The sequence below is a fragment of the Mucilaginibacter lacusdianchii genome, assembly GCF_009770985.1.
GTDB lineage: Bacteria > Bacteroidota > Bacteroidia > Sphingobacteriales > Sphingobacteriaceae > Mucilaginibacter > Mucilaginibacter lacusdianchii.
Genome location: NZ_WSRW01000001.1, coordinates 1,340,816 through 1,363,110, shown reverse-complemented (window position 1 = coordinate 1,363,110; position 22,295 = coordinate 1,340,816). Strand labels below are relative to the sequence as shown.

The 22,295-nt window shown below is 43.3% G+C and carries 18 protein-coding genes and 1 tRNA gene; 12 read left to right on the top strand and 7 right to left on the bottom strand.

What is annotated here, in order from left to right:
• The first annotated feature begins 4 nt into the window (after positions 1-4).
• The 4 genes from GPM24_RS06160 (at position 5) to GPM24_RS06145 (ending at position 5,664) form a co-directional block, all read left to right on the top strand.
• Positions 5-604, top strand: coding sequence for a peroxiredoxin family protein (locus tag GPM24_RS06160; protein WP_158825840.1), 600 nt, complete (start codon positions 5-7; stop codon positions 602-604).
• 11 nt (positions 605-615) lie between these two features.
• Positions 616-687 (top strand) — tRNA-Cys (locus tag GPM24_RS06155).
• Between the two features lie 347 nt (positions 688-1,034).
• The gene (locus tag GPM24_RS06150) at positions 1,035-4,220 is read left to right on the top strand and encodes a SusC/RagA family TonB-linked outer membrane protein (RefSeq protein ID WP_158825839.1); all 3,186 of its coding nucleotides are present in this window, start codon (positions 1,035-1,037) and stop codon (positions 4,218-4,220) included.
• Positions 4,221-4,224: 4 nt separating this feature from the next.
• The gene (locus tag GPM24_RS06145) at positions 4,225-5,664 is read left to right on the top strand and encodes a SusD/RagB family nutrient-binding outer membrane lipoprotein (protein ID WP_158825838.1); all 1,440 of its coding nucleotides are present in this window, start codon (positions 4,225-4,227) and stop codon (positions 5,662-5,664) included.
• Between the two features lie 174 nt (positions 5,665-5,838).
• Here the strand turns inward: GPM24_RS06145 and GPM24_RS22120 are convergent, their stop codons facing one another.
• From GPM24_RS22120 to GPM24_RS06135, 3 genes are all read right to left on the bottom strand, one after another.
• Positions 5,839-5,979: an SNF2-related protein gene (locus GPM24_RS22120; protein ID WP_199269690.1), complete on the bottom strand. Its 141-nt coding sequence runs from the start codon at positions 5,977-5,979 to the stop codon at positions 5,839-5,841.
• A gap of 96 nt (positions 5,980-6,075) precedes the next feature.
• The gene (locus GPM24_RS22115; RefSeq protein WP_199269689.1) at positions 6,076-6,357 is read right to left on the bottom strand and encodes a DEAD/DEAH box helicase family protein; all 282 of its coding nucleotides are present in this window, start codon (positions 6,355-6,357) and stop codon (positions 6,076-6,078) included.
• A gap of 210 nt (positions 6,358-6,567) precedes the next feature.
• A complete protein-coding gene (locus tag GPM24_RS06135) occupies positions 6,568-7,656 on the bottom strand; it encodes a TlpA disulfide reductase family protein (RefSeq protein WP_158825837.1) in 1,089 nt (362 codons plus the stop codon).
• A 185-nt stretch (positions 7,657-7,841) separates the two neighbouring features.
• Here GPM24_RS06135 and GPM24_RS06130 point away from each other — a divergent pair, with 185 nt between their 5' ends.
• Complete coding sequence (locus GPM24_RS06130; RefSeq protein ID WP_158825836.1) at positions 7,842-8,909, top strand: sensor histidine kinase; 1,068 nt, start codon at positions 7,842-7,844, stop codon at positions 8,907-8,909.
• A complete protein-coding gene (locus GPM24_RS06125) occupies positions 8,906-9,586 on the top strand; it encodes a LytR/AlgR family response regulator transcription factor (protein WP_158825835.1) in 681 nt (226 codons plus the stop codon). Before GPM24_RS06130 ends, GPM24_RS06125 begins: the two co-directional genes overlap by 4 nt.
• Before the next feature lie 214 nt (positions 9,587-9,800).
• Here the strand turns inward: GPM24_RS06125 and GPM24_RS06120 are convergent, their stop codons facing one another.
• Together GPM24_RS06120 and GPM24_RS06115 are read right to left on the bottom strand one after the other, a co-directional pair.
• Positions 9,801-10,946: a protein kinase family protein gene (locus GPM24_RS06120; RefSeq protein WP_158825834.1), complete on the bottom strand. Its 1,146-nt coding sequence runs from the start codon at positions 10,944-10,946 to the stop codon at positions 9,801-9,803.
• A 20-nt stretch (positions 10,947-10,966) separates the two neighbouring features.
• Positions 10,967-11,860, bottom strand: coding sequence for a TssN family type VI secretion system protein (locus tag GPM24_RS06115; RefSeq protein ID WP_158825833.1), 894 nt, complete (start codon positions 11,858-11,860; stop codon positions 10,967-10,969).
• A gap of 115 nt (positions 11,861-11,975) precedes the next feature.
• On the opposite strand from GPM24_RS06115, the gene GPM24_RS06110 reads away from it, so the two are divergent.
• Positions 11,976-12,938, top strand: coding sequence for a type VI secretion system baseplate subunit TssG (locus GPM24_RS06110; protein WP_158825832.1), 963 nt, complete (start codon positions 11,976-11,978; stop codon positions 12,936-12,938).
• Here GPM24_RS06110 and GPM24_RS06105 read toward each other — a convergent pair.
• Positions 12,914-14,761: a type VI secretion system baseplate subunit TssF gene (locus tag GPM24_RS06105; RefSeq protein ID WP_158825831.1), complete on the bottom strand. Its 1,848-nt coding sequence runs from the start codon at positions 14,759-14,761 to the stop codon at positions 12,914-12,916. The two genes, GPM24_RS06110 and GPM24_RS06105, sit on opposite strands and share 25 nt — an antisense overlap.
• A 2-nt stretch (positions 14,762-14,763) precedes the next feature.
• Entirely contained in the window at positions 14,764-15,198 is a 435-nt protein-coding gene (locus GPM24_RS06100; protein WP_158825830.1) for a GPW/gp25 family protein, read from the bottom strand.
• A gap of 204 nt (positions 15,199-15,402) precedes the next feature.
• Between GPM24_RS06100 and GPM24_RS06095 the strand changes: the two genes are divergently transcribed.
• The 5 genes from GPM24_RS06095 to GPM24_RS06075 are packed head-to-tail and all read left to right on the top strand — an operon-like array spanning position 15,403 to position 22,294.
• Complete coding sequence (locus GPM24_RS06095; protein ID WP_158825829.1) at positions 15,403-15,918, top strand: type VI secretion system TssO; 516 nt, start codon at positions 15,403-15,405, stop codon at positions 15,916-15,918.
• A 3-nt stretch (positions 15,919-15,921) separates the two neighbouring features.
• On the top strand, positions 15,922-16,407 hold the full coding sequence (gene tssO / locus GPM24_RS06090) for a type VI secretion system TssO (RefSeq protein ID WP_158825828.1): 486 nt from the start codon (positions 15,922-15,924) through the stop codon (positions 16,405-16,407).
• 30 nt (positions 16,408-16,437) lie between these two features.
• A complete protein-coding gene (locus tag GPM24_RS06085; RefSeq protein WP_158825827.1) occupies positions 16,438-17,403 on the top strand; it encodes a PKD domain-containing protein in 966 nt (321 codons plus the stop codon).
• A 22-nt stretch (positions 17,404-17,425) separates the two neighbouring features.
• Positions 17,426-19,795: a type VI secretion system protein TssR domain-containing protein gene (tssR, locus tag GPM24_RS06080; protein WP_158825826.1), complete on the top strand. Its 2,370-nt coding sequence runs from the start codon at positions 17,426-17,428 to the stop codon at positions 19,793-19,795.
• Between the two features lie 15 nt (positions 19,796-19,810).
• On the top strand, positions 19,811-22,294 hold the full coding sequence (locus GPM24_RS06075; protein WP_158825825.1) for an ATP-dependent Clp protease ATP-binding subunit: 2,484 nt from the start codon (positions 19,811-19,813) through the stop codon (positions 22,292-22,294).
• Position 22,295: the final 1 nt, after the last annotated feature.

The following is a 22,295-nucleotide window of genomic DNA, read 5'->3' as shown; positions in this document are numbered from 1 at the left end:
TTTTATGAAAACTTTAACAAAACTAACATACACATTCCGCTTGGCAGCCCTACTGGTGCTTACGAATTTTGCAGCCCAAGCGCAGCAAACTACTAATACCGCTGCAACACCTAACCCGGCCGATGCCGACCGCGGTTATTTGGTAAAGGTAGGAGACCAAGCACCAGACGATTTTGAACTGGTTTTGCAAAACGGGCAAAAAACCTCACTAAAACAGTTGCGCGGCAAAGTAGTAGTGATGCAGTTTACGGCCAGTTGGTGCAGCGTATGCCGCAGAGAAATGCCGCATCTGGAATCGGATGTTTGGAAGGCATATCAAAATAAAAATGTAATACTGATTGGGGTAAACCGTGATGAGCCACTCGAGAAGGTGCAAAAATTTCATGAAGCTATGCAAATCACTTATCCGCTAGCCTTAGATCCCGGTGCCGAGATATTTGGTCGTTTTGCACTTAAAAAGAGTGGTGTAACCCGTAACGTAGTCATTGATCCATCTGGCAGAATTGTTTTTCTGACTCGTTTGTATGATGAAAAAGAATTTTCGGAGATGGTAAAAGTGATTGATGGGCTGGCTAACAAGTCATCACTGAAAGCATCGCTGTAAAACTAGCTAATGGCGGAGTGGCCGAGTGGTTAGGTAGGGGTCTGCAAAACCATGTACGACGGTTCGAATCCGTCCTCACGCCTCTGCATAGCATTGCTCTCAAAATTTTATAAACCTAACAAAAACAGTATATGAATTCTAATTTTTACATATTATCCCCAACTCAAGCTGTAGATCCGTTTAGGCGGAGTCATTTAGCGCCGGTTGGGTCTGCCTTAGTTATGTTCGCAGCCCACCGCAACTTTTGCCCATCATCACCTGTATTTGCCCATCCTTGTTGTTGCTGTTGTAGCCAGCACTAATATCTGCTGCGGCTGTGCCGCTTTTTAATCGATTTTAACTTCCATTGCTGAAATCCATAATTATCACTGTTGGTGTGCTTTAATACATCCGTATGAGGGCCGCCTTACAATAATTCGAACAATTAAAAATGTCAAAAAAGTATTTGTTGCTGCTTGCTGTTATACTGCAGGCACTACTATTTAAAACTGCCGCTGCCCAAGCCATTAAGGTAAACGGTATAGTAATTAACAAGGGCGATGGCCAGCCGTTGCCCGGTGTAAGTGTTGTCGTTACCGGCACCACTAATGGCGTACAAACCAACGGTAACGGTCAGTTTTCGTTAAACGTACAAAAAGGCGATGTACTGCGGGCCTCGTTTATAGGCTTTATTGCTCAGGAAATACCGGTTACCAGTAATCAGGGCGACCTGAAAATTATTTTAGAAGAACAACCCAACTCGCTGAACGAGGTGGTGGTTACGGCGCTCAACATTTCCAAAGATAAAAAGTCGTTAGGCTATGCGGTACAGGGTTTAAAGTCTAAAGATATTTCTGAGGCCAAAGAAACCAATTTTATAAACGCGCTTACCGGTAAAATAGCCGGGGTAAACGTAACTAACAGTCAGGGCGATATGGGCTCGTCGCGCATCGTTATCCGTGGCGAGACTTCTATCTCTGGTAACAATCAGCCGCTGTTTGTGGTGGATGGTACCATTGTAGATAATTCACAGTTTCAGGGCACCAACGGCTCGCGCGATTTTCCGAATGCGCTGGCCAGTTTAAACGCTGAGGATATCGAATCCATCAGTGTGTTAAAAGGCCCCAACGCAGCAGCGCTTTATGGTTACCGTGCAGCGGCAGGCGTCATCCTGATTAAAACCAAAACCGGTAAAGGTGCTAAAGGCTTAGGCGTAACTATCAACTCTAATACCACCTTTGCCAATATACAGGTGTTGCCTAAATACCAAAACGAGTTTGGACAGGGCTCGAACGGCCGTTTTAGTTATGTAGATGGCAAAGGCGCAGGCATCAATGATGGTGTTGACGAAAGCTGGGGCCCGCCACTGGATGGTCGGTTAATTCCTCAATTTTTTTCGAACGGACAAGCCGTGCCTTTTGTGGCGCATCCCAATAACGTGCGCGATTATTTCAGAACTGGTGTAACGCTTAACAACGGCATTGCCCTGGCCGGTAGCAGCGACAAATTTGATTACCGCGTATCGTACAATAACCTGCACCAAACCGGTGTGGTGCCTAATAGCTCACTGGGCCGCAACTCTTTTTTGTTTAACAGTTCGTTTAGGCCAACGTCTAAATTAACCATTACTACCATTGCCAATTATTTAAAAGATGATGCCGGTAATTTGCCTGGTGCTTACGGCCGCCGTGCCACCAGTACCATGCTGCAGTTCACCTGGTTCGGCCGCCAGGTAGATATTAACCAACTGAAGAATTACCGCGATGCCAATGGCAATACGTTTAACTGGAACAACAGCTATTACTCTAACCCATATTTTGTTGCCTACGAAAACACCGTCAGCCAGAACAAGAACCGGCTGATCGGCAGCATCGAGCTGAACTATAAAATTGCCGATGGTTTGTCAGCCAACTTCCGCACCGGTACTGATTATTACAATGATAAACGCCGGATAAAAGTAGCTTACGGCACCAACGGTACGCCTTTCGGCTCTTACGAAGAAGATGTTTACAACGTAACTGAAACCAATACCGAGGCCCGGTTGCAATATACCAAAAAGTTAAACAGCGATTTTTCGCTGGATGTGTTTGGCGGCGGCAACATCAACACTATTTTAAACGAACAAAACGACCAAGTAGCACCAAAATTGGCTGTAGCTGGTTTGTACACGTTAAGCAACTCGCGCGATCCGCTGGTATCATCCAACTACTACGGCAAGCTTAAAACCTATAGCTTGTTCGGTTCTGGCCAGATAGGATTTCGCAATTACGCGTTCCTAAACTTTACAGGCCGTAACGACTGGTCGTCGACCTTACCGGCCGAAAACCTGTCTTATTTTTATCCCTCGGTAAACGGCAGCTTGGTGTTGTCAGAAGCGCTGGGGTTAAAAAGTAACGTGTTAACTTATGCCAAGTTGAGGGGCGGCTGGTCTAAAGTTGGTAAGGCTACTACACCGTACCAGTTAATCAACACTTATAATTTTACAGCGCCATTCGGTAGCAATCCGCAACAAAGTGCTGCCAGTATCAATCTCAATTCGGTATTGAAGCCAGAAACGACAACTTCCAGCGAAGCCGGTTTTGAGCTAGGTTTCCTCAACAGCCGCGTACATCTGGATGTGAGCTATTACAATACCAACAGTATTAACCAGATATTAAATGTAGATGTAAGTTCTACCACCGGTTATACGCAAAAACTGATTAATGGCGGTAAAATTAACAACAAAGGTTTAGAAGTACAACTGGGAATAACACCTGTTAAAACCAAAGATTTTAGCTGGGACGTTACCACCAATTACTCACTCAACCGCAGCAATGTAGTATCGCTGGACGCTGAGGGGCGCTTGCAAAGTTACATCTTAGGTACCAACCGTACCGTACAGGTGCTGGCTGCGGTAGGGCAACCTTATGGTACACTGTTCGGTAATGCTTACCTACGCAATGCGCAAGGGCAAATAATCGTCAATGCCGACGGTACCCCGGCTATTAACCCTACCAAGCAATATTTAGGTAAGTACACGCCTAAATGGTTAGGCAGCATTAACAACAGCTTTTATTACAAAGGCATCAACCTGAGCTTTTTGGTGGATGCACGCATTGGCGGTTCTATCTACTCCAATACCAACCGTACAGGTACTTATACCGGCGTGCTGGCCAGCACCTTGCCAGGCAGGGGTACAGCTAATGGAGGTTTAAGCTACTACTATCCAGGTAACAACACCTTGGCCAATGCCGTGCAGGTTACCGGCAGTAGCGCACCTAACGGCGAGACTGTTTATACCGATGGGATGATTTTTAACGGCTTGAGAGCTGATGGTACGCCTAATACCAAAATCCTGTCTGCACAATCTTATTATAAAGGATTTACCAACGTAGACGAAGCCTTTGTGTACGATGCTTCTTATGTAAAATTGCGCGAAGTAAAAATCAGCTACACGCTGCCTTCACAATGGATTAGGGCGGTGGGTTTTCAAGGAGCTACTGTATCCCTGGTAGGTCGTAACCTGTGGATCATTCATAAAAATGTACCTAACATTGATCCCGAAATTGCCTTTAATACGAGTAATGGTCAAGGCCTGGAAGACTTAGGCTTACCTACCGTACGCAACATTGGCTTTAACATTAACCTCAGATTTTAACCAAATGAAAAAATGCTATATTAACCTGGTATTGGCTGCAGCTTTAACGTTTTCGATAATATCCTGCAAAAAAAACCTAACCGACATTAACAAAAATCCCAATGCTTCCGAAAACGCGCAGCCTGATTACCTGCTTACCGGGGCTACCAAAGCGGTAGTAGATACCTATTGGGGTACCAGCAACAATATGGATGCGTCGCTGCTTTTTGTTCAGCACTGGGCCAAAATACAATATACCGACCCCGACCGTTACATTTACGCTAATACCGCATTTAATGATCTGTGGAATATAGGTTATTCTAAAGGAGTGGTGAATTATAATCAGATCATTAAACTGGCGGACGCACAGGCTAATCCTAACTACAAAGGGGTGGCGTTGGTACTACGCTCTTGGGTGTTTACTTTGCTGACTGATAACTTTGGCGATATACCTTATCAGCAGGCTTCTAACATCGACCAGTACTTGACACCAGCTTACGATACGCAGCAAAACGTTTATAATGCTATATTGGAGGATTTAAAAACTGCACAGGCATTACTCAGCACAACTGGTAAAGCCATTGGCGGCGACATCATTTACAATAACAATATTGGTTTGTGGAAGAAGTTTGCCAACTCATTGCGCCTGCGCGTAGCCTTGCGCATTGCCGACCGCGACGCAGCCAAGGCAAGGCAGGTACTGGCCGATATACAAGCCGAGGGCAGCGGTTACATCAGTTCCAACAGCGAAATTGCACAGTTGATTTACCAGAACTCGCCTAACCAAAACCCAATCAGCAATTTGTTTGATACCCGCGATGATTATCGCATCAGCAAAACTATCGTTGACCGCTTGTTTGTCCTCAACGATCCGCGTTTGCCTATCTATGCCGCGCCTACGCAAGATGCTACACCGCAAACCTATGTGGGTATCCCTAATGGTTTGTTAGTGGGCGATGCCAGTAACCTTGGCTTCACCAAAACCTCTAAACCTGGTACCTACTTCAGGACGCCAAATGCTCCGGCGGTAATTATGAGCTATGCCGAAGTATTGTTTGACCGTACTGAGGCTGCTGCCAGGGGGTTTACTAACGAATCAGCTGTCGATTTATACAACCAGGCTGTACAAGCCTCATTGACGCAGTATGGTATACCAAGAGCTACGGCAGTTACTTACACCAACTCAGCCGCTGTGAGATACGACGCTTCTAATTACAAAAAATCTATTGGTGAGCAAAAGTGGATCGCCTTATTTGGTCAGGGGCTGGAAGCTTTTGCCGAATGGCGCAGATTAGACTACCCGCAACTGCAGCCCGCCGCGGCCGGCTCGCTGAACGGCAAAATGCCACTCCGCTTTATTTATCCTGGTACTGAGCAATCGCTCAACGGCGCTAATTATACCACCGCGGTAAGCCGTCAGGGAGCAGATTTATTGACCACCAAATTGTGGTTTGATGTAAATTAAGAATTACTATATCATTGAGTGAAGCGCAACGTTAATTCTTGCTTTGTGCACTCGTTGATTTTTACTAATCAATTTTTTAGTGCCCCATGATGATGTCATGGGGCACTAAAGTATCTTATGTTCTTATTTTTTAGCATTTTGATTTGATGGGCAAGCATTTCCAATGATCAATACTTACAAAAAGATACTTTCACTAATGTGAGCTTCGTCAATAATTACTAAATCCCAATTGGTATTCTTAATATAGCTGTCTTTATTCCGGGCAAAATGGTAAGAGCAAATTACTATGCCGGATTCCTGATTAAAAGGATTCATCTGACCTGATTTGATTAAATTATTGAAAAACTTTGCTTCGAGAATCGTAGATGGTAGAAAGAATTTATCCGCTAACTCTTGGTTGCATTGTTTCCTTTAATTTGATGGAGCGATGAGTAATAATTTTCTTTTTCGTTCTGCCCATTTCTGTGAAAGGATAGTTCCTGCCTCAATTGTTTTACCTAAACCAACCTCATCAGCTAAAATCGCACCTTGTGACAACGGAGATTTGAAAGCAAACAGAGCGGCATTAACTTGGTGAGGATTTAAATCCACTTGGGCGTCCTGTAGAGAAGCTGTAAATTTACCAATATCCTTTGCGGATAATTGAACAATTTGGTATGCCTTTAAAATGAAAAACGCCTCAGATGAAGTCATCTAAGGCGTTTTTACTGTCTTTGATATTGACTTTGCGGAATTTGAACGGGACTCGAACCGGTTCCGTAACATTCTTTATATCAACATTTTATTAAATTGCGAATTTCTGATTCGCGAATCATTCGCGTTTAATTTGCAGTCTTTTAATTCCTAATGACTTAACTAAGATAGCATTTATTATTTAAGTTGTTAATACATCAGATAAGAGGTTTAGGGAAGCAGTTCCTTCAGTTTCTTATCTAGGGCCTCTCCACGCAAATTGCGGGCAATAATGGTGCCTTTGGCATCTATTAGAAAATTATCCGGAATGCCGCTGATACCGTAGATATGCGCCGCCTTGTTCTGATCGCCCCGCAGATCACTGACGTTCTCCCAGGTAAGTTGGTCATCGGTTACTGCTTTAAGCCACCGCTCCTTGTTGTCGTCCAGTGACACGCCCAGCACGGTAAAGCCTTTGTCTTTAAATCGCGAATAGGTTTTAACCAGATTGGGGTTTTCCTCCCTGCAGGGTCCGCACCACGATGCCCAGAAATCGAGCAGAACATAGCGGGCTTTAATGCCGGACAACTTCACCGGTTTGCCTTGCGTATTGGTCTGTTCAAAGTCAGCATAAGGACCGCCTATCTTTATGCTTTGGTTTAAGGCAATAAACTCACTGATCTCTCTGCCATAACTGGACTTTTTCAGATCAGCACTCAGGCCGCTGTACAAAACAGTGGCGGTATCTTTCCCCCAGGTGTGCGCATAAACACTGAGGAGGTAAGCGGCAACCAGCGAATGTGGATGATTGCGCACATAATCACGATCTATCTGCAACGCTTTCTTCCTTAGTCCGGCCAACTGTACAGACAGGTTTTTGCGGGTCATTTGGTCTTGAGTAGCCTCACGTATTTTCTCCAAGCTGTCTGTTTGAACAGCCAACGGCTGTTTAAGTTGTTCGAACCGTTTGTCTTCTTCTCCAGTTACCGAGCCTGTAATGGTTCCTTTTTTAAACTCGCCCGCTTTAACCTGAATTTGAACAGGTGCGTTTTCCAGCCAGAAGGCCACATAATTGGTATAACGGGCGGTATGTAAGTAAACCTGGATTGCTTTTTCCTGGATATGCCCGCTCATCTGGAAGCGGCCGCCATTAACCTGGCATGAGTCGATGTCTTTATCGGGTTTGGCTAAACGCAGGTAAAGCCAGGTGCCATCATTCAGGCCAGTTACCGTTCCGGTGATCGTATAACCGGGAGCGGGCCTTTTAAAGGCGGTTAAACTCAAGGTAACCAAGAAGATGAAGCTATAAAAATATTTCATGGTGTGAGGTTTTGTTTAAGCCAAAGGTAGTAGCAGCCTGCCTTTCTGCGATAGGTTATTAGACCAAGGCGCAGGAAAATTCGACTAAGCCCTCATTGAGGTTTTTGTCTAAAAAAGCCGGGGCTTTGTCGAAATGTAAACATCGTCATTTAGCTGGTCTGTTCGATAATACTTAATTTGCCGGCATGCAAACCCGCCGCCCAAAGTGGAACTGGAAATACCTGCGTATCGAGCTATTTGTACTCTTTTTCATTTCGTTTATGATTTCCATCATCAGCGACCTGGAGTACAGCACTTATGAGCAGCATGACGCCTCCCGCTTTGCGGAAGACCTGGATTACCGGTTGGTGTGCGGTGCATTCAGCTTTTTGGTTTACGGCAGCTTATACTGGTTTTTTCTCAAACGCTATGTGCTGAAAAGTAATATCTGGGGCGTATTGCTTTGCCTCACTGGGTTTGTCTTCGTCAACCAATTGGCTAACCATTATATATTGAACTGGATTATCGTACATGCCGATTTTATTTCGGCTGACATTCGCACGCGTACTTCGGGGTATCGCCTGACTTTCGCGGTGAACTATCTGTTTGTTTCGGTATTCTTTCCGCTTTTAGGCTTAGCTTTCCTGATCCGTACCCTGCAGCAAAACGAGGCCATGAAGGTTTTGAAAGAGGAACAACTGTTTTCGGAACTGAATTATCTGAAAGCACAGCTTCATCCGCACTTCTTTTTTAATACCATAAATAATATTTATTCGCTGGCCTTGCAACAATCGCCCCTAACAGCACCCATGGTGGCCCGCTTAGGTGAACTGATGCGGTACATTCTGTACGAAGCCAACCAACGCCAAGTGCCTTTGCAGCGGGAAATACAGTTCCTGAACGGCTACGTGGAAGTGGAAAAGATGCGGTATGCCGACGAAAAGCAGATCAGCTTTGAAGTGCAAGGCGTTGACTCCATCCATCAGATTGAACCATTATTGCTGCTGCCATTCATAGAGAACGCCTTCAAGCATGGCCTTGCGGAAGAAACCGGAGGCGGGTTTGTCCATATTGTTGTTTGCAGGACCGAGAAAGAGCTTATCTTAGAGGTAGTGAACAGCATACCTAAGGATAACCGCCGTAGTAATGAACCAGGAATTGGCATAGACAATGTGCGCAAAAGGTTGGACCTACTTTATCCCGAACGGTATAGCCTTGACGTACAAGAAGACGAAAAGCAGTATCATGTTATTTTAACACTGCTGCAGGTATGATCCGGTGTCTGATTGTGGATGATGAACCGCTTGCCCGGCAGGTGCTGGCGGGGTATGTTACCAGGATGGCTGAACTGCAATTGGAGGCAACTTGCAGCAATGCACTGGAAGCATTTGAAGCGCTAGGCAGCAGGCAAATTGATTTGGTGTTCTTGGATATCAAAATGCCCAAACTGAGCGGACTGGACCTGTGGCGCTCACTTAATAATCCTCCCGCCGTTATCTTTACCACGGCTTTCAGCGAATATGCGGTTGACGGGTTCGAGCTGGAAGCCTTGGATTACCTGGTCAAACCCATTACTTTTGAACGCTTCGAGAAAAGCATTAAACGGCTGCTTAAAACTTATCAGGCTGAAGTCGTTGAGGAAAAAGGTTATACTTATTTCAAAGTATCCGGTCAGTTAGTCAAAGTGATGCACAATGAGCTGCTGTATGCCCAATCTATCAAAGACTATATCCGTTTACAAACTTCCAGGGGCAGTTACCTGACGCATATGACCATGAAGTACCTTAGTGAACTACTGCCCGCATCCACCTTCTTGAGAGTTCACCGGTCTTATTTGATTAATCGTTCGTATGCAGAACGCATTGACCGCAATGCGGTCGTGATCAAAGACGAGCAAATACCAGTTGGAGAAAACTACAAACATTTGTTGGACGAAGCGGGACGGTGGTGAATTGAAGAAAATTGAATGTTATCTTTGGTTTAAAAGGAGGATTCGAGTCCTGCTCGGGCTACCAAGTAAAACTAGTGGGGGAATTTTTAGGTAGCTCCAAAAAGACTCAAATCGAACCATATTTTAGCCGATTTATTTAAAATATTTAAACTAAATCAAGTGGGCTATAAATAATTGAATATTTTATTATAGCAACTTTTCTCGTTCAGCAATGTTAATCCAATAATGTCCAGGTGCGTTTAGCTTGTACAGTTTGTACAATTTGCTGCTCGGCAACCACAATGTTTTCTTTTCGTTGACCAATATATTCTAAGGTGCTTAACTTATTCCACAGCGCAACAATTACGCGCAAAAATTCATCAACCGCCGCCATAGATGTTTGTATGTCATGATGATTATAAACAATCTCAATTAAGCGGGCCAGCAATTCTTCAAAATTTCCGGGCGTTACATCTTTCCATTCATAGAAATATTTTAGCAGCTCTTCCCGTTCACTACCAGCAATGCTTTTTACGGTACTGAAAAAAACATGAGCCATTTCAGAAAAGCATCCCACCAATACCACCGGCGACTGGTTGTATACCATATTTCGATAAGGGAAATAAATGCGGGCAATGTAGTCGAGCATTTTTTCGCATAGCGTTTTTACATTTTTGCCAATGGTAGATATGGAATCTTTTGAAGTGATCTTGTCCAGTATGCGAAAAGACAGCAACTGTAATTCGTTTAACTGGTTGCTGAAACTTTCATAATACCTTACCAAATCGGGGTGACTTAAAATAGTTGCACAAGGCGGAATATAGTCAGATTGAATCTGAACACCGGTACTGCTGCGAGTTAACTTGCCTATTTCCAGGTAATGATTAGTTCTGCTACTAATTTGTGATGCTGGTAATATGGTTACTGTATAACTACTATCTACGTCCGGATAACGCAGTGGCGCTTCCTCTGCATCAGGCTGACCGGCAGTTAACCGCTCATGCGGGTTTACGGTTAAAATAATAAAATAACTTTCAACAGCATCAGTTAATGTATCCTGGCTAAAATAGTGTGTAAAAACCAACTCCTGGCCTAAGGCCTGTGGCGAGATGCTGATGCGGTACCCTTCTGCCGTTACAGCATTGCATTGGCGAATTTTTACCTGTATATGGCTAGAGGCCCGTTCACTTATTTGAATATCTACAGCTGAACGCTCGCCATTAAAGGGCGGCAGTAAGCCAAAGTTGTTGTTGTTTATATGCAGGGCATTACTGTCTTTAACCAGATCATGAATAAAGTTGTCGGTTTGTACAAAGTGGCTGCTGGAAATTTTCATTCCATCTACCCAGTTTACGGCTCTATGTTTTAAAGGAACAATCATAACTCAGATTTGATTAATACTTACAAATAAATAGCCTCGTCGCCAGTTTTTTGAGGTACGTTTACTGCTTCTGATACTCTTTTTGCAAATATCGGCAGCTTTTCGGTAATTTTATTTTGCTCTATATCCTGATCGGGATCAATAAAGTTGCGGTGACTAAAAAATGATGTTTTGGTATAAAATATCCATCTAAAGCTCTCGCCGGTCTCTTGCTGGTATTGTATCTGCGAATCCGGGAACTTCAGGTTGTAATCTTCAATAAACTTTTGAAACCATAACCCGAAATTCATATTGCGTGGTGCTTTTGCTTTCACTTTCAGTGGCTCTCGGTCGTCTGTATGCTTATACATATTAACCTCCAGCACTAGCAACTTGTTAAAATCCAGGTGCTCCATACTAATATCCTGAGGGTATAGGGGATATTGCCATACTTTATAAATTTCGAGCGGAATGTTCATGTAGGCTATATAGGTCCACCAAAAAACAAGAGGAATTAGAAATACAAACACAGCTGTTGACGCCCATATGCCATAGTGCAGGTTGTTCAACCAGTCGAAACCAAGCTTGAACAAAAACGCCCCCAACATGCAAGCCAGCAAACTGCAGATAAAAACAAATCCTTTACGCTCTATTAAATCATTTTCATAATGGGTTGCAGCCAACCAAACAAACACAATACCTGCAGCCAGGCAATATATCTGACAGGTGATATATCCCCAGGGCATAAACTGCAAATCCAAAAAGCCCAGTAAACCCGGCAAGCCCAATACCAAAGCCGTAACCAGTATACTAACAATTAACTTTTTATTATTGAGTACCTGATTTTTTTTGTTAATGATGGTCATGATTGCGGTAGCAACCATAAAAATTACCGGGAAGAGCAAATACCGTATAAAAAACGATTTAACGTCCATAAAAGTAAAAGGTCTATTTTAGATAACAAAAGCCCAACCTTTTATGTTGAACTTTGCTTAATCAATTACCAATAAATATGGTTATTGTTTTATAAAGCGTTAAAGTTAACTCTGCATGACATCTTACAAAACTAATGAGCTTGACACAGATTTTAAAGCGGCAACCTTAGCAGCCAGCATTATTCATGAAAAACATTCCGGAGCTGATGAGGTGGTTATTGTACCTGTTGGCCCGCAGCAACGGGCTTATGCCAAAGAGATTGCAGCTGTAAGCACCTACCGCTCGGCATACCGTAACCGCCTCATGACCACCATTCATGTAAACCGCGAAGGCTTGTATGATATGCTGCCCGAAGGGCTTTTTCACCAGCCACCAGCCTCGAGTGTTATGATTACGGAAGAGGAGATGGTTAAAGACATCCGCACCCGCCGTGATGAAGAAAAACAGGCCCGTAACTTTTTTGCACCGTTTGAAACGGAGTTATACCATTTACGTACGGTTCTTGAGCTTTATGAAAACCAGCTTGATAAAAAAGGAGAATACAACGAACTGGTAAACATTTTTTTGAACGAGTGGAAAGAGTTTAAGTGCTTTACCAACCAGCAAATGGTTATACTGATACACGTGCTGCCGGTAATACATGAACAGCGCAACAACCTGCCTTTTATCAGTAACGTTTTAGAAATTGTATTTAATGTTCCTTTTAACCTTGAGTACCGTTTAAGTGCCCCGTGCCACAACGCCACTCAGTCATCTCCCTTGGCAACCAAGTTAGGATCAGCAACGTTGGGGGTAAACTTTATAGCAGGCACCGGTTATGAACCAGAAGAAGAACTGGCCATTACCATTGGCCCTATCAGCGCCGAAATGATGCTTTCATTTTTACCCGGCACGCGTACCGCCCAAGCGCTTGATGTGCTGCTAAATTATTTCATACCGTTACAAACCACCACTGTTGTAAAATTTGAGGTAGAGCCGATGTATCAAAAGCTAGTATTAGGCAGTGAACAGGAAAATGCCTGTTTAGGCTTTACTACCTTTTTAGGCGCCGATCAATTATCAATAAATACCCTGTAATTTGAATTAATTACACTACGGCTTTCTAATTTTGATAACAGCAGGGTAATGAGTGTATCCCAATCCTGACCGGATAGCTTTAAACTATCGTCTGGCTTCAAATAAATATCTATCGTTTTCCGGAACCCCTCTTTAGGGTTGCTGGATACGGCCACACCCTTTCCAATTTTTACATCCGTAATTTTGTTACCCAGTTCATAATGGCAAAAGCTAATTAAATCCGCCTGGGTTACAATACGGTCTTTGGTGGTAAGCCCATATTTGTAAGCTTGTATGCGTTCGGTAGCACCCAAGCTGTTGCGGCCGCCAACAGTGCTGGTCATCAACCTCAGCGTATCAGCCTTAATTTTAAACATTTCAAACTGTTGCAGGCGCACGCCACGGCGTATGTTGTTAGCGGCATCGGCCAGCGTGGTCCAGTAATGCAAGTACAACATAGAGGATTTTTCGGACGGCGTTATGATTAAATAATTAAAAAGTTCCGAATTATGATGTACACGCTGAGATTTCCGTTCAATCAGTGATAGGTTTTGTTCAAGTGTTTTAAGTATACTGGCCAAATAGTCTGTGCCATAACTTGCAAACGCAGCTTTTTCATCACGCAGCAACTCAAACAAATACTGGATAATTTGCTGGGCATTACGTGAATCAAACCTTTCGGCCCCGCCGTTGCGGATGGAGTAGCTTCCATCATAACTTTTATCGGCCTGGGCGTAGGGTATTTCGGTATAATAAGTATTCCTATCGTCGTACAGTTCTTTTACCGACAAAAAATGATCGTTGTTGCCCGGCTTGATAGGAATTACATTGCTTAGCTCGCGCAAGCGGTATTTTTGTTCATGCAGCCGCCTGTTTACTACCGGAAAACAGTTAACCGATACCTGCAACTCATCAATAACATGAGTAGATATAGCTGCCGGAAAAACAAGCTTTACCCAAAGGCAGGGTTTAAGCCGGCTGGTATCACTAGCATTAAAAAGTGGTGCCAATTCATCAGGAATGGTTTGTTTTCTGTTGGCTATATCCCGAAGGCGATTGTCTGTTAAAGTAATGAAACGATTGCTATAGAATTCTTTTATATCACGGGTAATGAGGTTAATAATATTTTGTTCATAAAATATAGGCTTTGTATTTTGAGCTATATCTTCTGTATACAGTAACCCTGGCTGGCTTTGTATTTCCTCATTATTCAAGTAGCATTTTACTACCGATAACAGTTTGTAAAAATCTTCATTAGCACCATAATCCGGCCATTCAATAAACAAAGATATATTGTTCAGGTCGGCCATTTGCGGGGCGCAGTCAATACCCAGCCATAAACTGCGCTCGCTATTGTCGGCCTGTAGGGCTGCATGCAACAAGCTATTCTTGTGCATATGCTCATCATATTCATACAGATGATGACTGCTATAAGTATATTTTATGGCAGCGTCATGCAGTACCACGTTGCCAACCGGCGAAAAAAAGATATCTGCCTGCTCGCCTTGCCCACCTTCTTTTGCAGCCACCTGGCGATAAAAAAAGTGGTTATCGATGGTTAGCTCTTCGTGCAGTTCAATGGGCTGTGCTTTGAGTATAGCATGCGCAGGTAAGGCTGAGGTAAGATAATCTGACGCCAGGATACGCGATATTTTATTGAGAACGCGATTCTCCAGGTTTTTAACATCGTTAGAAATGTTAAAAAGCTCGTTACTCAAAGCCTCTACCAGCAATTTCACCAGCGGGTCCATGTCATTTACATTACTGGTTCCCCAGTAATCCATGGCATTTCTGAGCATGCGGGTGCGAATATCTTCTTTAGTATTAAATAACATATTACTCATGGTTAGGCTGAAAGTGGACTTAAAAACAATGCAATAGAAAACCGGTAATTTTCGCCCGTTTGGTTAATTTTGGCTTTAACAACAATTTCTACCTGCTTTTTTATTTCAGTAATATTTCGTAGCGGGTAAAATTTATTCACCTCTGTAATGCGAACGTCTATATTTACATCATATATACGCTGCTCATATTTGGTGATTGACCGCAGCAAAGATTGGCGTAGTTTCTCTTCCCACGTGCTTTCGCTCACAATCAGTTCAAAATCCAGGTCCCATATTTCGCAACCAAAATCAGGCTGATACCTGTGCTCGCCATAACGGGTAAAAATAATCAACTCAATATACTGGGAAATAGATGTGCCAATATCCTGCTGTTCTAAATCGTGGCCTTTAAAAATGCTACCCAGGCGCAAAGGTTTTTTATATAAAGGTGCAGGCATTACTAACAAGCTATAAACTACAGGTTTAAATTTCTATAACTACTAAACAAAAATTTATGAAAATGGTTGTAGAAACGTGATGATGGAAAATAGGTTATTGTACTTACATAGTATTGATAATTTAAATCTGGCATACCTATCCTTTTCCGGAAAATGCCTTATTGAGTGCAGTTGGCAAATTACATAGCATAATATTAGTTATAGATGAAGCCGATAAACAGTCGCGACTTACAGCGAGCTTATTTAAATTTTATATTTTATTTTGTTGGTTTACTGATATTTAGTGTGGTGGTGGTATACTTTTTTTTCCTTACCTCCAACCGCGAAGTAGCCATGCTCAACAACAGGGTTAAGGAGTCGGAAAAACTTATTTCCGTTCGAAACGATATCAATAACAACTTTGATATTATACTGCTGCGTTTATCTCAATTATCGCAGTACACTAAAATTAACTCTACTGAACTGAATAACCAAAGCGTGTTGTTGAATGATATACAGGAAAGCAACCTGAAAATACAGGCATTACTGCAGCAGAATACGCTTCCGCTAAAAAGCTTTGACCTTTATAAAAAGCTGAGCGACAACATCAGCACGGTAGCAAGCATTAAAGATTCATTGTTTACCACCCGTTACCAGATTGAAAGCCTGCGACGGCAGCTTCAAAACTGCAACCGCACCAATAATACTGCTGTAAACACGCTTAGAAACCTTAGACGATAATGTATGATGAAGTTTAGCATCAAAGAGCGCCGAGAAAAGTTTTTGTTTTTTTTAGGCCTGTTTTTGTTTACCGCGGCTGTATTATGCACAGCAATTTTTTACAACTATGGCAATAACAGCGACATATCTAAAAGCGATTTTTCTAAACGCCTGCAAGAAGAAGAACGCTTTGAAGCCACTGTTGCCCAAGCCTTGCCGGCTATTGATACTACTTATGCCCGCATTGTAAAATTTAACCCTAATGTACAGGCTGTTTTTCTGGAAAATGACATTCGCAATTCCATAACAGCCATTCGGTCATACTACAACAGCAGGCCGTATGATAGCAGGTACAAGTGTTTTATTTATGCATCAAAAATTCAGGAAAGCCTTTTTTACGACAAGCGCGAGTTAAGAGGCAATTACAATGATGTATCACACATTAATAAACTTTTAGACGATTGTAAACTATCTACACGCCAGCTGCAGCAAAGCTTTGGCGCCCGTTAAACCAACATCCATCACAAATCACTTAAACCTATGCAAGAGGATTATAATAAAGGCAGATCAGTTGAAACGAACCGGCAGAATTACGTTTTCCTGTACATCATCGTTGCCATTTTGTTATTAGCCGGACTTATTTTTTTGTTTAAAAGTTCTCTTTTTGAGGAAAAATCCGTTAACGCAAAAATTCTGAAAGATCAGATTTACCTGAACGAAGACCTGGTCTATTCAGATAACACCACAGGCGCCAACAAATGGTTATGGGAATTTGGTAACGGAGATCGCTCCTCTACCCAAAACGGTGTGTACCGCTTTAAAAAACCCGGAGCTTACATTGTACGCGTAACCGTAGATGGCAAATTGCAGCAGCAGTTTCCAATTGATGTTAAAGACACCGTTGCGGCTCCTATTAAAGATACCTTGATAACCATCAACGGACCTACACAAGGTATTGTTAACGAAGAAGTAAGGCTGGAAGCCCAAGGTAATGCCCGTATTTATGAATGGTCTTTTGGCGAAACCGGCCGGGTTGACGTAAAAGGGCCTACGGCACTGTATACCTATCATAGCCCCGGCATATATACTGTACGGCTAAATACTGATAATAGTAGCCGACCGGTAATACACCGCATCCGTGTTACCAACCCCGACTCGGCGATTGTGAATGCCATGGTAGCGCCGGGCGAAGGCGAGCGTAAAGCTATTGATGATATCCGGGCGCATTTACAGGCCATTGCCAACGGCGCCGATTTTAACAACCATTACTACTACTTAGTTAACAAATATTTTTGCGGCGATGAGCGTGTTGCCGTTAGCTTAGATGCCAATGGCGACAGCAAGCAAACCGACTTGTATTCTTACTGTATGCGCCTAACCTTTGGCGGCGGTATCAGTATCGATGAAGCCCAAATCACCTTAAGGCCAAAATCTAACTGTTCAAGCTTACTAACCGTTAAGCAGCACTCTGCTACATCTGCGCAAGGCATTAAACGTTCCAGATAATCAGTTCTACCTAAATATTACCATGAAAAGCTCAATCACTTTTTTCACCATATTACTTACCCTGGCGGCTCATGCCCAGTCGCCTGTTTCTATCAGCAAAAAAGTAAAAACTTTGCCTGCTGCGTTCGAGAAGCCTAATGCCCAAACCAATATTTATGATGACGGCAAAACCACCTCACTGCCTTGGATTGTGTTTTCGGACCGTGATGAAAACTTCACGTATACGGCACCTGGCGGATCACTGGTGATGAAGAAAATTAAGTTTATGGAGCCGTTTTATGTAAGTAAAGAAAGCAATGGCTACTTAAAGCTTATTAAATACCAGCCAGGCATGGTGCAGGGCCGTAAGTTAACCAATAAAAAAGCTGCCCAAAGCTACGGCTGGATAAGCAAAAACAAAGTACTGCTTTGGCAATCGGCTTATGTGAGTAAACTAAGCGGGTATCCACAAAAAGCAGTTACCATCGTATCAGACAAAGGTGCGTTGCTGCATCCTGAAGTATATTACGATAAAACAGATTCACTTTACGTATTCAACTCTCCCGATTTATCGCAGAAAAAAAGCAAGGTTGCCTTAAACCAGTTGCTTTATGTATACAAAAAATCGGCCGACGGTAAAACCGCACTGGTAGGCTCTGATAACCAGTTAATGCCCGACAGTGCAGCCAACAGCGTATATGGCTGGATTCCGGCTGACGCCGTGCATAGCTGGGGCGACCGGTTATACATCAGCACTGCCAAATTGGGCTATAATGCAGACGATTCTGCAGCGGCAGTAATTAACTCATCTTTAAAATCGAGCAGCCCGGTAGCGGGTCAGTTCGCCTTTGATCCGCTGATTGATGCCGATCAGCAGCTTTTACGTAGCTTGCCTGTGGTTAGCTACCCCTCCACCGCTCAAAACGGCACCATGCAGGTAGGCTTGGCTGCTGATGTTTATGATAAATCGAACAACACTATATTAAATATAAAAGGCGGTCATATCACTTATAAAGATTACTTGGCCTTGCGCAAAAATATGCGCAACATCAATGTGGTGTTTGTAGTAGATGGTGGCAGTGCTATGCGTAATTACTTTTCGGGCCTCACCAGCACCATTCAATCTTTCGAAAAAGTGTTTAATGCGCAAAATAAAGGCAGTTTAATTAATTATGGTGCAGTGGTTTACCGCAATGCAAGCAATTGTACAACCGGCGGCATTGAGCAACAGGCTTTCAGTACAGATTATCGTCAGGTTGTGCGCTTTTTGGATAAACAGGCAACCGTAACTGCGGGTTGTACAGCGGCTACCAATAGTCAGCCGGTGTTTGAAGGCATAGGCGCATCATTAAATATGTTTGCCAACCGCCGTAACCAAAGCAACCTTATTGTACTGATAGGCAGTACCGGTAATGGCTATTACAACAATGATAACATTAATGAACTAGCCTCGCGTATCGCGTCTGCTGATGCCCGTATGCTGGCTATACAGGTTTACAGTGATTATAAGCCGATATATAACGACTTTGTAATTCAGGCACGCAAGTTAGTATCGGAATCGGCAGTTTTGGCAGCCGAACGTAAAAAGAACCGCATGGTTGTAGGCGAGGGCTTAAGCAGCAGCCAGCAGTTTAATACTTCTGTTTCCGATTCGGTTTCATTTTATTTGGATTACCCTCGTAATAGCTTGGTACAAGGCGCAGTAGTGTTTCCGCCTAAAGGTGTTGTTAAATCCAATCAGGCCATGGAAACTTCTTTGGCAAGGCTGATGTCAGAAACACAATATGATATCAAATCGCAAACCCATTCATTAGACAGTGCCTTCCGCCTTACCGGACGCGAACACCGCTATGTGTCGCCATTGGTGCTTACACAGTTAACCGCACCTGTTCCGGATAATGTAGGTGACGACATGCCGCATAATGCCTTTAAGTATTACCTTACTGCTGATGTTCCTGCCAGCATGGTAACAGAGCACCCGCAGCAGTTACAATACACGCTGATATTGAGCGATGCCGAGTACAAACAACTGCAAGATGTACTATCAATGATGATTGGCGAAAACCTGCAGCAGGATGCCGGCAACTATCGTAAAAAGCTATTTAAAAATTACCTGAATATTTTGCGTAAAAACATGGCGCTGGATATGAGCCGAAGCGAAATTAAAAACATGAAGCTTGCAGACTATATTCAGAAAACAACTGGGCTTATACCACCTGCTAATACGGCATTAGGCAACTACCGGGTAATTGACCTGAAACGCACAGGCAATATGCCCCAACAGCCTTTTGAAGCTTATATCAACTATCTGATTCAAAGCCGGAATACCATAAAGCAGGAAACACTGCTTCGCCAGCACTTTATTTCAAATGGCAAAACGTATTATTATGTAACCCAAGCCAACTGGCAGTAATTATACCCGATTCCTATGAACATTATTAATTTAAGCGAGTCGGTAAAAACAGCCGTCAGAGTAGCCCAATCGCTGGCTAAAGAATATCATCACAAAGAATTTGGCCCAGCGCATCTGCTTAAAGGCCTTATGCATCAGGAAGTTGGTTTACGCAATTTCTTAACCGCCATTGATAAAGATTCGGCCTACGTAAGCGACTGGGCCGATGTACGCATGGAAGAATATAGTACGGCTATAAATGTACCCGATGAAATGCTGGGCAACGATGCCGTGAAAAAGGTATTTGACGAAGCCGACAATGTGCGAATCAAATTGGGGCTGGATAGCATAACCCCGGTTTGTGTATTAATTGCACTGGTTAAACCCAATGTTGGTTTTGATGCAGGGCAGCTTAAATCGCTTCCCATTAAAGAAAAGGAGCTGCTGGATGTGTATCTGCAGGATGAAAGCATTCAACAGGCAGTAGCCTCAGACAGTACCGAGAGGCAAAGCGGTGCAGGAGAAAATACCAAAACAGGCGGTGCACTTGTAAAATATTGTATTGACCGTACAGACATGGCCCGCCAGGGCAAAATAGATCCCATTATTGGTCGCGATAAAGAAACGCGCATGATTATGGAGATATTAAGCCGGCGCACCAAACCCAACGTTATTATTACTGGCGAGGCAGGTGTGGGCAAAACAGCTTTGGTAGATGGCTTTGCGTTGGACATTATCAATAACCAGGTACCGCAATCGCTACTTAATGTTAATTTATTCGAGCTGGATTTAGGTTCATTAATTGCCGGTGCATCATACAAAGGCGAAATTGAAGACCGGCTTAAAAACATTCTGAAAGAAATAAAGCAGTACGATAAGGCTATATTATTTATAGACGAGATCCATACCCTGCTGGATAACAAAGGCCCTATTGGCGGCGGTGTAGGCAACTTATTAAAACCCGAACTTGCCCGTGGCGAAATTACGGTGATAGGTGCCACAACCATTGATGAGTATCGTAAAATTATAGAGCCCGAACAAGCCTTTAGCCGCCGCTTTGAGGTATTGCAGGTGAACGAGCCAGATATGGACACCGCTATCAAAATGCTCGAAAAGCTGGTGCCTTATTACGAAGAGCATCATAGCCTTAAAATAAGCAACGAAGCCGTGCAAGATTGCGTACGCCTGGCCAAGCGGTATTTAAAAGACCGCCGATTACCCGATGCTGCATTTGACTTGATGGACCGCACTATGGCCGCCATCAGAATGATGAACGATACATCAGATATGACGCTTGCCGAACTGAATGAGCGTTTTAACGAATTAAAAAGTGCAACAAATGAAGATAACACAGTAGCCGATTACAAATGGCTGTATACCCTGATGCAAAATAAAACCAGCGCTGTACTTTTAGGTAAGCTGGAAGACGAAACCCAGGTTAGCAGCTTTGAAACGCCAGATGAGTTTATCAATTATTTTGAACGCAACCTGCCGCAACTGGTAACCCTGGCTACCGAAAAATCAAGCGAAGTAGATAAACAGGATATTGCCGCTATTATATCCTATAAAACCGGTATTCCACTGGGCAAAATACAGGCGCAGGAAAAAGAAAGGCTTTTAAACATGGAAAGCTTTTTGAAAAAACGCGTTGTGGGGCAAGATCAGGCACTTAAAGCCGTGGCCGATGCCATACTGGAATCGCGTAGTGGTTTGAATAAAAAAGGACAGCCCATAGGGTCGTTCTTTTTGCTGGGGCCAACTGGTACTGGTAAAACGGAATTAGCCAAATCCATTGCCGATTTTTTGTTTAACGACGAAAAGGCCATGATACGCTTTGACATGTCGGAGTTTAAAGAAGAACATTCGGCTGCGCTGCTTTACGGGGCTCCTCCGGGCTATGTGGGTTATGAAGAAGGTGGTTTGCTGGTTAATAAGATCAGGCAACAACCTTATGCCGTTTTACTGTTCGACGAAATTGAAAAAGCACATCCATCGGTGTTTGATATATTTTTACAGATACTGGATGAAGGCCACATGCACGACCGTTTGGGTAAAGAAGGCGATTTTTCTAATTCGCTCATCCTGTTTACTTCTAATATTGGCAGCGAGTGGATAGCCGATCAACTGAGCAAAGGTCACCTGCCTACGTCTAACGAGTTGATGGAAGTAATGGCCCGTCATTTCCGGCCGGAGTTTTTGGCGCGCCTATCCGAAATTGTACCCTTTGCGCCGATATCTGAACGAAACGTGGTCAGAATTTTCGACATTCAACTCAAAAGCCTTATTGAGTCGCTTGATAAAATGGGTATAGGCTTTTCTATCAGTGATGATGCTAAAAGTATGCTGGCATTGGGCGGCTTTACGCCTAAATATGGTGCCAGGCAGTTATCGGGTGTCATCCGCAATCAATTGCGCAGACCGATATCCAGGTACATCATTTCGGGCGAGTTAAAGAAAGGGCAAACCGTTAGCATCGTCAAAAAAATTGATGCTGATGAATTGGATTGGGTAATCAACTAAT